Source organism: Methylobacterium mesophilicum (genome assembly GCF_036441335.1).
GTDB lineage: Bacteria > Pseudomonadota > Alphaproteobacteria > Rhizobiales > Beijerinckiaceae > Methylobacterium > Methylobacterium mesophilicum_B.
In genome coordinates this window covers 1-13,345 of record NZ_MLBW01000008.1, presented here as the reverse complement: position 1 = coordinate 13,345, position 13,345 = coordinate 1, and the positions used below count along the sequence as shown (strand labels likewise).

At 71.5% G+C, this 13,345-nt stretch carries 12 protein-coding genes and 1 pseudogene; 9 read left to right on the top strand and 4 right to left on the bottom strand.

Features of this window, described 5'->3' with window-relative positions:
• Window positions 1-28: 28 nt before the first annotated feature.
• Window positions 29-790 (bottom strand): bifunctional 2-polyprenyl-6-hydroxyphenol methylase/3-demethylubiquinol 3-O-methyltransferase UbiG, encoded by a 762-nt coding sequence (gene ubiG, locus MMR14E_RS05955; RefSeq protein WP_331313269.1) that lies wholly within the window; start codon window positions 788-790, stop codon window positions 29-31.
• 237 nt (window positions 791-1,027) lie between these two features.
• Between ubiG and MMR14E_RS05950 the strand changes: the two genes are divergently transcribed.
• From MMR14E_RS05950 to MMR14E_RS05930, 5 genes are all read left to right on the top strand, one after another.
• Window positions 1,028-2,263, top strand: a complete 1,236-nt coding sequence (locus MMR14E_RS05950; protein WP_331313268.1) for an aspartate kinase — start codon at window positions 1,028-1,030, stop codon at window positions 2,261-2,263.
• Between the two features lie 186 nt (window positions 2,264-2,449).
• Window positions 2,450-4,711 (top strand): phosphoenolpyruvate--protein phosphotransferase, encoded by a 2,262-nt coding sequence (ptsP, locus tag MMR14E_RS05945; protein ID WP_331313267.1) that lies wholly within the window; start codon window positions 2,450-2,452, stop codon window positions 4,709-4,711.
• A 220-nt stretch (window positions 4,712-4,931) separates the two neighbouring features.
• Window positions 4,932-6,017: a peptide chain release factor 1 gene (gene prfA, locus MMR14E_RS05940; protein ID WP_331313266.1), complete on the top strand. Its 1,086-nt coding sequence runs from the start codon at window positions 4,932-4,934 to the stop codon at window positions 6,015-6,017.
• 8 nt (window positions 6,018-6,025) lie between these two features.
• Window positions 6,026-6,892 (top strand): peptide chain release factor N(5)-glutamine methyltransferase, encoded by an 867-nt coding sequence (gene prmC, locus MMR14E_RS05935; protein WP_331313265.1) that lies wholly within the window; start codon window positions 6,026-6,028, stop codon window positions 6,890-6,892.
• A gap of 420 nt (window positions 6,893-7,312) precedes the next feature.
• Window positions 7,313-8,218, top strand: a complete 906-nt coding sequence (locus MMR14E_RS05930) for a DUF4167 domain-containing protein (protein ID WP_331313264.1) — start codon at window positions 7,313-7,315, stop codon at window positions 8,216-8,218.
• A 39-nt stretch (window positions 8,219-8,257) separates the two neighbouring features.
• Here the strand turns inward: MMR14E_RS05930 and MMR14E_RS05925 are convergent, their stop codons facing one another.
• From MMR14E_RS05925 to MMR14E_RS05915, 3 genes are all read right to left on the bottom strand, one after another.
• Entirely contained in the window at window positions 8,258-8,980 is a 723-nt protein-coding gene (locus MMR14E_RS05925) for an RlmE family RNA methyltransferase (protein ID WP_331313263.1), read from the bottom strand.
• A gap of 10 nt (window positions 8,981-8,990) precedes the next feature.
• On the bottom strand, window positions 8,991-10,073 hold the full coding sequence (locus MMR14E_RS05920; RefSeq protein ID WP_020091512.1) for a Ppx/GppA phosphatase family protein: 1,083 nt from the start codon (window positions 10,071-10,073) through the stop codon (window positions 8,991-8,993).
• A 110-nt stretch (window positions 10,074-10,183) separates the two neighbouring features.
• Window positions 10,184-10,657: a response regulator gene (locus MMR14E_RS05915; RefSeq protein ID WP_012317168.1), complete on the bottom strand. Its 474-nt coding sequence runs from the start codon at window positions 10,655-10,657 to the stop codon at window positions 10,184-10,186.
• A gap of 314 nt (window positions 10,658-10,971) precedes the next feature.
• Here MMR14E_RS05915 and MMR14E_RS05910 point away from each other — a divergent pair, with 314 nt between their 5' ends.
• From MMR14E_RS05910 to MMR14E_RS05895, 4 genes and pseudogenes are all read left to right on the top strand, one after another.
• Entirely contained in the window at window positions 10,972-11,751 is a 780-nt protein-coding gene (locus tag MMR14E_RS05910; RefSeq protein ID WP_331313262.1) for a cold shock domain-containing protein, read from the top strand.
• A 98-nt stretch (window positions 11,752-11,849) separates the two neighbouring features.
• Complete coding sequence (locus MMR14E_RS05905; RefSeq protein WP_331313261.1) at window positions 11,850-12,116, top strand: hypothetical protein; 267 nt, start codon at window positions 11,850-11,852, stop codon at window positions 12,114-12,116.
• A gap of 162 nt (window positions 12,117-12,278) precedes the next feature.
• Window positions 12,279-12,590: an iron transporter gene (locus tag MMR14E_RS05900; protein ID WP_331313260.1), complete on the top strand. Its 312-nt coding sequence runs from the start codon at window positions 12,279-12,281 to the stop codon at window positions 12,588-12,590.
• Window positions 12,591-12,616: 26 nt separating this feature from the next.
• Window positions 12,617-13,294 (top strand): annotated as a pseudogene (locus MMR14E_RS05895) (PepSY-associated TM helix domain-containing protein); the annotation flags it as partial.
• Between the last annotated feature and the right edge of the window lie 51 nt (window positions 13,295-13,345).

Genomic DNA, 13,345 nt, shown 5'->3' with positions numbered 1-13,345 from the left:
GATGCCAACGGCGCGGTCCGCGACGCGTTCACGCCGAGCGCTCGGCCGCGACCATATAGTTCACCGCCTTGTCGCGGCTCGTGCGCCAGCCGTCCGTCAGCGGGTTGTAGGTGACCCCCACCGTGTCGGTGACGTCGAGCCCCCCGGCCCGGATCGCGCGGCCGAGCTCGTCCGGCGTCACGAACTTCTCCCAGTCGTGCGTGCCGCGCGGCAGCCAGCCGAGCACGTACTCGGCGCCCACGATGGCGAGCGCGAAGGAGCGCAGCGTGCGGTTGAGGGTGGCCCCGAACAGCATGCCGCCGGGCTTCACGGCCGCGCAGGCGGTCCGCACGAAGGCCGGCATGTCGGAGACGTGCTCGACGACCTCCATGATCAGCACCGCGTCGAAGCGCTCGCCGCCGGCGACCACCGCCTCGATGGTCTGCCCGCGGTAGTCCACCGGCACCCCGGCCGCCTCGGCGTGGGCCCGGGCCACCGCGACGTTCTGCTCGGCCGGATCGAGTCCGGTCACCCGGGCTCCGAGCCGGGCCAGCGGTTCCGAGAGCACGCCGCCTCCGCAGCCGACGTCGCAGATCGTCAGCCCTTCGAGGGGGAAGGGGGTCTTCGGGTCGCGGCCGAACCGGCGGCAGAGGGCGTCGCGGATGTAGGCGAGCCGCACCGGGTTGAACCGGTGCAGGACGCGCATCGGGCCGGTCTCGTCCCACCACGTGGCGGCGAGCGCGTCGAAGCGCGCAACCTCGCCGCGGTCGACGAACCCGTCGGTGACCCGGTCGGTGGCTGCCCTGTCCATGCGCGTTCCGTCCTCATGCCGACGGGCGGGATCCGCCGCGCGGCGTCTTGGCTGTGTCGTTGCTGCGTCGTGTCCGCGCTCTAGCACGACGTTCGCACGGAAGTCGCCGCGGCGCGCGGGCGCCATGCTTGGCCGGTTGTTGACACTCTCCCGGGCCGCTTGTACCCGCCGGGCACCGTCCGGACGGGGCTGCAGCGGCCCGTCCAATCGCCACCGGGAACCCGCGACCGAGAGACCATGCCCCGTCTGGTGATGAAATTCGGCGGCACCTCCGTCGCCAACGTCGACCGTATCCGCAACGTGGCGCGCCACGTCGCCCGCGAAGTGGCGGCCGGATACGAGGTCGCCGTGATCGTCTCGGCCATGTCGGGCAAGACCAACGAGCTGGTCGACTGGGTCAAGGACGCGAACCCGCTCTACGATCCGCGCGAGTACGACGCCGTCGTCGCGTCGGGCGAGCTCGTCACAGCCGGCCTTCTGGCGATCGCGCTCCAGAAGGACGGGATCAAGGCCCGCTCCTGGCAGGGTTGGCAGATCCCGGTGGTCACCTCGGACGCGCACGGCTCGGCCCGCATTGCCGAGATCGATCCCAAGAATCTCGAGGCGGGCTTCGCCAAGGGCGAGGTCGCGGTGATCGCCGGTTTCCAGGGCGTCCACGACGAGACCGGCCGCGTGACGACGCTCGGCCGCGGCGGCTCCGACACCTCCGCGGTGGCCGTGGCGGCCGCGATCGGGGCCGAGCGCTGCGACATCTACACGGACGTGGACGGCGTCTACACCACCGACCCGCGCATCGTCCCGAAGGCCCGCCGCATGGAGCGGGTGACCTTCGAGGAGATGCTGGAGATGGCCTCGCTGGGGGCCAAGGTGCTGCAGGTCCGCTCGGTGGAGCTCGCCATGGTCCACCGGGTTCCGACCACGGTCCGGTCCTCCTTCGATCCGCCGGACGCCGCGCGCCCGGGCACCCTCATCTGCGACGAGGACGACATCGTGGAACAGCAGATCATCACCGGGATCGCCTTCTCCCGGGACGAGGCGCAGATCACCCTGCGCAAGGTCAAGGACAGCCCGGGCGTCGCCGCCGCGATCTTCGGGCCGCTGGCGGATGCCAACATCAACGTCGACATGATCATCCAGACGGTGTCGGGCGACCAGTCGACCACCGACATGACCTTCACGGTGCCGTCCGCCGAGTACGAGCGCGCCCGGAAGATCCTCGACGAGGCCCGCGCGCAGATCGGCTACGCGCAGATCGAGGGCGCCACCGACGTGGTGAAGGTGTCGGCGATCGGCGTCGGGATGCGCAGCCACGCGGGCGTCGCCGCCAAGGCGTTCCGGGCGCTCGCCGAGAAGGGCATCAACATCCGCGCGATCACCACATCGGAGATCAAGTTCTCCGTGCTGATCGACGCCGCCTATACGGAGCTTGCCGTGCGCACGCTTCACTCGCTATACGGCCTGGACCAGGCCTGAGCCTGGGACGCGGGTTCGAGCGGGGCGCGTGGTGTGAACTGAACAGTCACGGGCCGATTCGCCGATCCCAGAACGCCTCTGGGGCCAGCGGTCCGGCCCTTCCGGCGCCGACCGTCCCGGGTTTGGCGCCAAGGTTGCAGGGTGGTCGACGCCAAGGCCACTCACCGACGCTGGAACGACGAACCGATGCCCGCTGCGCCCGGAGGCCCGCGCCTGCTGCTGCGCCGCCTCCGCGAAGCGATGGCGGAGCCGGTCAGTCCCCAGGCGCGCCTCGACCGCATCGTCGTCCTGATCGCCGCCAACGTCGTGGCCGAGGTCTGCTCGGTCTACGTGCTGCGCGACGACAACACCCTCGAGCTGTTCGCCACCGAGGGCCTGAACCGCGAGGCGGTGCACCAGACCCGCATGCGCACCGACGAGGGCCTCGTCGGCCTCATCGCGCGCACGGCCGAACCGCTCTCGCTGTCCGACGCCCAGAACCACCCGGCCTTCTCCTACCGGCCGGAGACCGGTGAAGAGGCCTACCACGCGTTCCTGGGCGTGCCGCTGCTGCGCGCAGGCAACACGCTCGGCGTCCTGACGGTCCAGAACAAGACCTACCGCGTCTACTCCGAGGAGGAGATCGAGGCGCTCCAGACCACCGCCATGGTGCTCTCGGAGATGATCGCCTCGGGCGAGCTGGAGGGGCTGGCGCCCGATGCGGGCACGGCGGCCCGCCGCCCGGTCCTGGCCCGGGGCATCGCCCTCGCGGACGGCATCGGCCTCGGCCACGTGGTGCTGCACGAGCCCCGCGTCGTGGTGAAGACGCTGATCGCCGAGAACGTCGAGCGCGAGGTCGCGCGCCTCGACGCGGCGATCGAGGAGGTCCGATCGGCGATCGACGCCCTGGTGGAGCGCGGCGACCGGATCGGCACCGCGGAATCGCGCGAGGTTCTCGAGACGGTCCGGATGTTCGCCCACGACAAGGGCTGGCTCCGGCGGATGCGCGAGGCCGTTGGCTCGGGCCTGACCGCGGAGGCAGCGGTCGAGCGCGTCCAGTCGGACAACCGCGCCCGGATGATGCGGCAGTCCGATCCGTACCTGCGCGAGCGGCTGCACGATCTCGACGACCTCACCAACCGCGTCCTGCGCACCCTGATCGGCCCCGAGGCGGCCGGCGCCCTGGTGCTGCCGGAGAACGCCATCCTGGTGGCGCGCACCATGGGGCCGGCCGCGCTCCTCGACTACGAGGCCTCGACCCTGCGCGGCATCGTCCTGGAGGAGGGCGGTCCGACCAGCCACGTCGCCATCGTGGCCCGGGCGCTCGGGATCCCGGCGGTCGGCGAGGTGGAGAACGCCACCGCCCTGTGCGACGCGGGCGACGCCATCATCGTCGACGGCGTGGCGGGCGAGATCCATGTCCGGCCCGGCCCCGAGGTCGAGGCCGCCTACGCCGAGATGGTGCGCCTGCGCGCCCGCCGGCAGGAGCAGTACCGGGCGCTCCGCGACGTCCCGGCCCAGACCCGCGACGGCGTGCGCGTCGGCCTGCACCTCAACGCCGGCCTGCTGGTGGATTTCAGCCACCTGCAGGAGACGGGCGCCGAGGGCGTCGGCCTGTTCCGCACCGAGCTGCAGTTCATGGTCGCGCAGCGCATGCCGTCGGCGGCCGAGCAGGAAGAGCTGTACCGCAAGGTCTTCGCGGCCTCGGCGGGCAAGTCCGTCACGGTCCGCACCCTCGACATCGGCGGCGACAAAATCCTGCCCTACATGGCCAAGCTCGAGGAGGAGAACCCGGCGCTCGGCTGGCGGGCGATCCGCATCGGCCTCGACCGGCCGGCTCTGCTGCGCATGCAGCTGCGCGCCCTCCTGAAGGCCGCCGACGGCGACCCGCTCAAGATCATGTTCCCGATGGTCGCCACGGTGGACGAGTTCGTGCGCGCCCGCGGCATCGTCGAGCGCGAGAAGGCCTACCTGAAGCGGCACGGCTACCGGCTTCCGACCGATTGCCGCCTCGGCGCGATGATCGAGGTCCCCTCGCTCCTGTTCCAGATCGACGAGATCGCCCGCGAGGCCGACTTCCTCTCGGTCGGCTCGAACGACCTGATGCAGTTCCTGTTCGCGGTGGACCGGGAGAACCGGCGGGTCGCCGACCGGTTCGATCCGCTGAGCGTCGCGGCGCTGCGCGCGTTCCGGCTGATCGCCGAGCGGGCCGACGCGGCCTCGTGCCCGGTCACCGTCTGCGGCGAGATCGGCGGCCGGCCCCTCGACGCCATGGCGCTGATCGGCCTCGGCTACCGGCAATTGTCGATGTCGCCGGCCGCGATCGGCCCGGTCAAGGCGATGGTGCTGAGCCTCGACGCGGCCGCCGTCGCCGAACTCATCGACGCCGAGATGGCGCGGATGCACGACGGCGACTCCCTGCGCCCGGCGCTCACGGCCTTCGCGCACGCGCACGGCATCCCTATCTAAGCGCGATAGCGACCCTTGCCGAACATTCGGCCGGGGTTGTACGGCAACGCCACGACGATTTCGGTCGACGCGCCGCGGCTTCCGCTCTCGGACGGACGAGGCGTGGATTTGGGGGACGTCCCGCCGGGTCCTGAACCTCCAAGCCACGCAGCTCCGTCCCGCAGGACGAGACCCGCGCCCGGCCCGGAACCGCACGCGCAGACCTGCAGAAACACGGGCGATGATCCCCTTTCCCACCGAGCGCCTCGACGCCATCCTGGCGCGGCACGACATCGTCACCGCGCAGCTCGCCTCCGGCGAGATCGATCCCGAGACCGTGGTCCAGCTCTCCCGCGAGCTGTCCGACCTCGACCCGGTCGTGGCGGCGATCCGCGCCTACCGCGCCGCCCTGGACAATCTCGCGGGCGTCGAGGCCCTGATCGACGAGCCCGGCACGGATCCGGAGATGCGGGCGCTCGCCGCCGAGGAGAAGCCGGAGGCGCAGGAGGCGCTCGAGGCCGCCCACCGGACCCTCCAGCTCCTGCTCCTGCCGAAGGACGCCGCCGACGAGAAGAGCGCGATCCTGGAAGTCCGCGCCGGGACCGGCGGCGACGAGGCCGCCCTGTTCGCTGGCGACCTGTTCCGGATGTACGCGAAGTACGCCGAGTCGAAGGGCTGGCGGGTCGAGGTAATCTCCGAGAGCGAGGGCACGGTCGGCGGCTTCCGCGAGGTCGTGGCCGAGGTGAAGGGCCGGGGCGTGTTCGCCCGCCTCAAGTTCGAGAGCGGCGCCCATCGGGTGCAGCGCGTCCCCGACACCGAGACGCAGGGCCGGATCCACACCTCGGCCGCCACCGTGGCGGTGCTGCCCGAGGCCGAGGAGGTCGACATCCACGTCAACGACGCGGACCTGAAGATCGACACGATGCGGGCCCAGGGCGCGGGCGGCCAGCACGTCAACAAGACGGAATCGGCGATCCGCATCACCCACCTGCCGACCGGAATCGTGGTGTTCGTCCAGGAAGAGCGGTCGCAGCACAAGAATCGGGCCCGCGCCATGGCGCTCCTGCGGGCGCGGCTCTACGACGCCGAGCGCAGCGCCAAGGATTCGGCCCGGGCGGCCGACCGCAAGGCGCAGGTGGGCTCCGGCGACCGCAGCGAGCGGATCCGGACCTACAATTTCCCGCAGGGGCGGGTGACTGACCACAGGATCAACCTGACCCTGTACAAGCTCGAGGAGGTGATGGCGGGGACCGCCCTCGACGAGGTGGTCGACGCCCTCATCACCGAGCACCAGGCGGAACTGCTGGCCGCCGAGGGCATGGCCTGATCCGCGCCGTGACGCCGGACGCGATGCAGGACCTGACCCGCCGCGAGGCGCTGCGCGCGCTGACGGCGCGCCTGCACGCGGGTGGCGTCGCCGAGGCGGCGGGCGACGCCCGGTTCCTGCTGCTCGGCCTCCTCGGCCTGGAGGCGCGAGACCTGCTGATCGAGGGGGATCGCCGCGTCGGCGCGGCGGACGCGGCCAGCGAGCCGGTCGCCCGCATCCTCGGCGCCTGGGAGTTCTGGGGCCTGCCGTTCCGGCTCGGGCCCGACACGCTCGTGCCTCGCCCGGACACCGAGATCCTGGTCGAGGTCGCGCTGGCCGCGCGGCCCGACCGCGCGGCGCCGCTCCGCTGCCTGGACCTGGGGACCGGGACGGGCTGCATCCTGACCGCCCTCCTGTCCGAGCGACCGCGCGCCACCGGCGTCGGGCTCGACCGCTCCGAGGGCGCCCTGCGCGTCGCCCGGGACAACGCCGCCGCCAACGGCGTCGGCGACCGGGCCCGCTTCGTCGCCGGCGACTGGTGCGACGCCCTGCGTGGCCGCTTCGACCTCGTGGTCTCGAACCCGCCCTACATCGCCCGCGCCGTCATCGCGACACTGGAGCGGGAGGTTCGCGGGCACGACCCGGCGGCCGCCCTCGACGGCGGCACCGACGGGCTCGACGCCTATCGGCGGATCCTCGACGGGGCCGGCACGCGCCTCGCGCAGGGCGGCCTGCTCGTGCTCGAGATCGGCTACGACCAGGCGGAGGCCGTCGCGGACCTCGCGCGCGCCGCCGGCTATCGCGAGCGCGGGTTGACCCGCGATCTTGCCGGTCATGACCGAGTCCTGTGTTTCGACCGGCCGGAGGGTCTTTTATCCGGCCACAGGGATGCCTAAGTCTGGGTCGACCATCCCGGCACCGAAAAATTGCTTGTTGCATCAACCGGGGAACGCTAGAGTCGGCTTGAAGATCGCGAACCGTCCGTTAAGACGGACGGCTGTAAGGTCGGTGGTGACCATGGGTCGCCGATTGGTTCGCTGATCCCCCTAACCCGTCGAACCAGAACGCGCCGGTGCCAGCGCGGCGGGACGACACATTCGAACCTGACAATCGACTGAGGATCGGCGGCTTTCACCGGGCGCCCGGTTCGAGGGGTGGTCAGGCAGACGCGCGGACCGGAGAGCGGTCCCACGCGCGGCGCCGCCGGATGCGCTTGGCCGGTTCGCGCCACGAGATCCGCCCGGGCGCCTCCGTAGACAGTCGTTTGCGTGAACGAGGGTCATAACAGACCGATGAGACCAAACCAGAATCGACGGATGCGCGGCCGGAACCGGCCGAAGGGTCCGAATCCGCTGACGCGCTCCTACGAATCCAACGGTCCCGACGTCAAAATCCGCGGCACCGCGCAGCACATCGCCGACAAGTACGCGCAGCTCGCGCGGGATGCTCTGGCGGCCGGCGATCCGGTCGCGGCCGAGAACTACTTTCAGCACGGCGAGCACTACTTCCGTATTGTCTCCGGTGCTCAGGACCAGAATCGTCCGGCCAACACCGGTGGTTATGCCAGTCGTCCGTACGACGATGACATGGATGAGGGCGACGACGACGCCCAGGGCAACGGCGGATCGCAGAACGGTCACGCCTATAACGGCTACGACGACAACGATCCCGGCCAGCAGCCGCAGCCCTACGAGAGCCGTCCGGACGGGAATCAGGACGGCCGCCAGGGCCGCGACCGGTTCCAGAACCGCGACCAGCGCCGGTTCGACAACAACGGCCGCCAGGATTACCGGCGCCAAGACCAGCCGCGTCAGGACTATCAGCGCCAGGACTACCAGCGGCAGGACTATCGCCAGGAGAACCGGCAGGATCGTCAGGACCGCCAGGATTACGGCCGCTCCGATTACCGCCAGGAGCGGCACGAGGGCCGGCCGGATCGCCAGGACCGTCCGGACAATCGGCAGGATGGCCGCCAGGACTCGCGTCAGGACAATCGCGGCGACCAGGGCCGCTACGAGAACGGGCGTGGCGATGCCCCGCGCGCCGAGAATCGGCCGGAGGCCCGTCCCGAGGCTCGCCCGGAGCGGGCCCCCCGCGCCGAGGCCGCGCCGCGCCGCCGAGGTGGGGCGCCCAGGCCGCCCGGCAGCGGCGCGAGCGGGCGTGGAGCAGGCCGCTCTGCCGCACGTAGCCGAGGCGGCGCAGGGGCAGCGGCGCCGGGTTGAGGACGGACAGGGCCCAGGCGAGCAGCATCGCCGGGCGGCTCAGCCCTCGTCGGAGGGCGTGGCCCGGGACGGTGCGCGGTAGCCGGTCGCCAGCACGTAGAGCTCGCTCGAATCGGCCCGGCTCGCGGCCGGCTTGACGTGGCGGACCGTGGCGAAGTCGCGCTTCAGGTCGGTGAGCAGCGCGCCCTCGGTGCCGCCCTGGAGCACCTTGGCGAGGTAGGCGCCTCCGGGCCCCAGAATCTCGCGGGCGAACTCCGCCGCGGTCTCGGCGAGGCCGATGATGCGCAGGTGATCGGTCTTCTTGTGGCCGGTGGCGTTGGCGGCCATGTCGGACATGACGAGGTCGGCGGGGCCGCCGAGCAGGCCGGTCAGCCGGGCGGGAGCCTCGGGATCGAGGAAGTCCAGGGTGATGAACTCGACCCCGGCCATCGGCTCGATCTCCAGGAGATCGATGCCCACGACCCGGCCCGTCGGCCCGACCACCCGAGCGGCCACCTGCGACCAGCCCCCCGGCGCGGCGCCGAGATCGACGATCTTCTGGCCGGGCCGCAGGAGCTTGTAGCGCTCGTCGATTTCCAGGAGCTTGTAGGCAGCCCGGGACCGGTAGCCCTCGCGCTTGGCGCGGGCCACGTAGGGATCGTTGAGCTGGCGCTCGAGCCAGCGCTTCTGGGACAGGGTCCGTCCGCGGCCGGTCTTCACCCGCTGCTTCAGTTCGCCCCGGACGCCGCCGCCGGAACTCGCGCCGCCGCGCCGGTCGCTCATCGCGCCGCCCTCATCGGACCGCCTTCCGGTTCCAGACCCCGTCCTCCCGCATCATGTTCATCAGCAATCCTTCGCGCAGGCCACGATCGGCGATGCGCAGGCGCTCCGAGGGGAACGCCCGGCGGATCGCCTCGAGGATCGCGCAGCCCGCGAGCACGAGATCGGCGCGGTCGCGGCCGATGCAGGGGTTGTCGGCGCGCTGCTCCAGGCGCGTGTCGAGCAGGTCGTCGATGGCGGTCGAGACCGCATCGTCGCTCATCCACAACCCGTCGACGCGCCGACGCTCGTAGCGGGCGAGCCGCAGATGCATCGCCGCGATGGTCGTGACGGTCCCGGACGTGCCGAGCAGGTGGAAATGCGGCGCCGTCGCCGCGGGCGCGGCGCGGAGCGCGAAGGCCGAGAGCTTCTCGGCCACCTCCTCGACCATACCCTCGAACATGCGCCGGGTGACCTCGGCGCCGCCGTGGCGCTCGGCGAGCGTGACTACGCCGACCGGCAGCGAATCCCAGGCCCGGATCCGCAGCGTCGGGTCGGTCGACGGGTTGGCGGCCGCCCCGTCCAGCCATGCGATCTCGGTGGAGCCGCCGCCGATGTCGAAGATGATGACGGATTCGGCGAGCGGGTCCGCGAGCGCCGCGCAGCCGGTGACCGCGAGATAGGCCTCGGTCTGCCGGTCGACGATCTCCAGGTCGAGGCCGACGCCGCGGCGGACGCGCTCCACGAAGGCGGCGCCGTTCACCGCGAGGCGGCAGGCCTCCGTGGCGATGATCTTGGCGCGCTGCACGCCGCGGGCCTGCATCTTGGCCCGGCAGATCCGCAGGGCCTCCACGGTCCGCTCGATCGCCGCCTCGCTCAGGCGGTCGGACGTGCCGAGCCCCTCGCCGAGTCGCACGATCCGCGAGAACGCGTCGATCACGCGGAAGCCGCTGAAGGTCGGCTCCGCGACCAGCAGGCGGCAATTGTTGGTGCCGAGGTCGAGCGCCGCGTAGGCGGCGCGGCGACGCTCGCGGCCCGGCACGGGGGCTTGCGTCTGGAGCGGCACCGCGCCGGTCTGGATTCGGGACGGCGCGGCCGCGGCGGTCTCGTCCCTCATCGGCGCGGCCGTCGATCCTTCGGGTCGGCCTTGAGCAGCGCGCTCGGCCTTACTTGATCTGCGACCCTACAGGCTCGGCGGGGAACTGCAACGCCCGATCGCGGTCGCGGTCAGGCGACGGCCTTCATCGCGCTGGCCCGGCGCGGGATGGGGCGCAGGAGGCTCTTCACCTGCGAGTAGGGGCGGGGCCGGTTGATCACCTCGTCCAGGCGCGACCACAGGGTCTTGGGCGAGAACGGCTTCGCGATGATCTCGTTCACGCCGAGCGCCACGGCCCGGTCGACCACGTTCCGGCGGGGCTGGGCCAGCATCAGGATGATCGGGATCGTGGGGCAGGGGGAGGTGGTCGGCGTCCGCGCGAGCCGGATGAACTCCTCGCCGGACAGGATCGACAGGTCCCAGTCGATGATGCTGATGTCGGGCTTGCTCTCGGCGAGCACGCCCAGCGCCTCGGCCCCGTCCGGCGCCTCCAGCACGCGCTTGATGCCGACGCGCATCAGCATGTCGCGGACGATTCGGCGGATGTAGAGACTCTCGTCGACCACAAGAGCGGAGAGATCGGGGAAAGTCGGTGTCGCGATCATGGCCGGCCGGTTCTGCGGGGCGCGGGGGGCAGTCTAGCCGGACAGCCTTTGCGTTTCGCTAACGCCTTCCCTCGAATGAGAAAGGCCCACCCGGGAGACGGGGACGGACTCCGTTGTTTGCCGCAAGAAAGTAACGAAACGGGCGCCTCTGGGCCAAGAAGGTCCTTGCGGTCAAGGCCCGATTGCGTCAGGACTGGGGCGTTATTCTTGGTTACCGCGACCTGGGGTAATGATAGTGCGGGGCGTGGGCTGTCTGGGATGGCGCGCACGCGGTATTCGAGACAAGGGCGGCGGACGGTTTTTGCGAGCTTTCTATGGGACGTGGTCGTGATTTCAGAGGGCCGCAGAAGCGCGGCTTCGACGAGAGTGGCGAGCCGAGATGGCCTGATCAGGCTCCCCCCAGCGGCGGATACGGCGGCGGCGGTTTCGGCGGTGGCGGCGGTGGTTTCGGCGGGGGCGGTTTCGACCGCGGCCCGTCGCGTGGCGCGGCTCCGGTCGCGTCCGGACCGGAGCGCGATGCGACGGTCAAGTGGTTCAACAAGGAGAAGGGCTTCGGCTTCGTCGAACTCGGCGACGGTTCGGGCGATGCCTTCCTCCACATCCGCGCTGTCGAGGCGGCCGGCCACGACGATCTGATGCCGGGCACCCGGCTGACGGTCACGACGGCCCAGGGTCAGAAGGGCCCGCAGGTCACGAGCGTCACCAGCGTCGACACCTCCACGGCCGAGGCGCCCGCGCCCCGGCGTGAGTTCCGTCCGCGCACCGGCGGCTTCGGTGCCGGCGGCGGCTACGGCGACCGCGATCGCGGTGGTTACGGCGGCGGTGGCGGCTACGGCGGCGGCGGTGGCGGTGGCGGCGGTGGCCGTTTCGCCAGCGGCCCGTCGGTCGAGATGAGCGGCACCGTGAAGTGGTACGATCCCGCCAAGGGCTTCGGCTTCGTCTCGGTCAACGACGGCGGCAAGGACGTGTTCGTGCACCGCTCCGCGCTGTCGCGCGCCGGTCTCGACTCGCTCGCCGAGGGTCAGCAGGTCACGCTCGGCGTGGTCGAGGGCCAGAAGGGCCGCGAGGCCCAGAGCATCAACGTCGAGGATTGAGGATCACGCGGCGGTCTCTCTCCCGCCGCGATCCGCGCGAAGACTGCGAGGCGGCGGCCCCCTCCGGGGCCGCCGCCTTCCTCGTTCGGGGACGATCCATGCGCCGCCTCGCTCTGTCCACGGCTCTGATATTGCTCGCGGGGGGAGCCCGGGCCGAGGACTTCACGGGCTTCTACGCGGGGATCAACGCGGGCTACGGCTGGGGACACGCGCGCGACGGCCGGATCGCCGGCCCGGCATCCGGGTCCGCCGCGGCCTCGGCCAAGCCGGACCCGTGGGCCGATCTGCCGCCGAGCGCGCGGAACGCGGCCGTCGCGATCCGCAAGTCCGGTCGGGACGCGGCGTCGGGACTGGTCGGCCCCTGATTCGGATCGGGCGAGCGCGGGGCAGGACCTCGGGTTGCGCCGCCATGCTTGGTCCTAAACACCTCGTTTCACACTGGAATCGTTCCGGAACATAGGCGTTGCGCCGCGGCTTCGGCCGCTGCTAGGTCGCGCCATGGGTTCACGGGAACGAGAGGTGGCGCCATGAGCGCCCGTGCCATGCCGACGCTGATCGACCGCGTCGCGATCGCCGGCCGGGTGCTGCTCGCGGCCCTCGGCGGTTACGCGGTCGCCGCCCTGGCGAGCGCGCTCCTGGCGCTGCTCCTCCCCCTCCCGCGGGCCGAGGCGGTCTCCGCCGGCACGCTCGCGAGCTTCGCCATCATGGCGGGGGCGGTGATCTGGGTCTTCGCGGCCCGCACGCTCGGCCGGGCGACGCTGGGCCTCGGCCTGACGGCGCTCCTGCTGACCGGCGCCCTGTGGCTCGCCGGCGCCTTCGCGCACGGGGCGGCCGCGTGAGCGCGGGGCGGAGCTTCCGCCAGGCGATGGCGTGGCTGCACACGTGGTCCGGCCTCGTGGTCGGCTGGGTGCTGTTCGCGATCTTCGTCACCGGCACCGCCAGCTACTACCGCACCGACATCTCGGACTGGATGCGGCCGGAACTGTCCGCGACAGCCCCCGATCCCGCCGCAGCGGCGACGCGGGCCGGCGCCTTCCTGCGCAGGACCATGCCGGACGCGGCCGGCTGGTCGATCAAGCTGCCGAACGCCGAGACTTCGGCCGTCGAGGTCTACTGGTGGCAGAATTTCAGCGGGCCGTTCCACCACGCGCTCCTCGATCCCGCGACCGGCGAGCCGGCCCGCGTCCGCGACACGCGCGGCGGCGACTTCCTGTATCGCTTCCACTTCGAGCTGAGCCTGCCGCCGATCTGGGGCCGCTGGATCGTGTCGGCCTGCGCCATGGTCCTGCTGATCGCGCTGATCTCCGGGATCGTGACGCACCGGCGGATCTTCGCCGATTTCTTCACCTTCCGGCGCGACCGCTCGGCGCAGCGCGGCTGGCTCGACGCCCACAACGTGGTCGGCGTGCTGGCGCTCCCCTTCCACCTGATGATCGTCTACACGGGCCTCGTCACCCTGTCGGCGACGCTGATGCCCTGGGGCATGAAGGCCGTCTACGGCGACGACATGCTGCGCTACTATGCCGAAGCCGGCCTCGCGACGCCGGGTGCGGCCCGACGCTGGTTGTCATCGGTGTAGAAGATGGCCGAACGA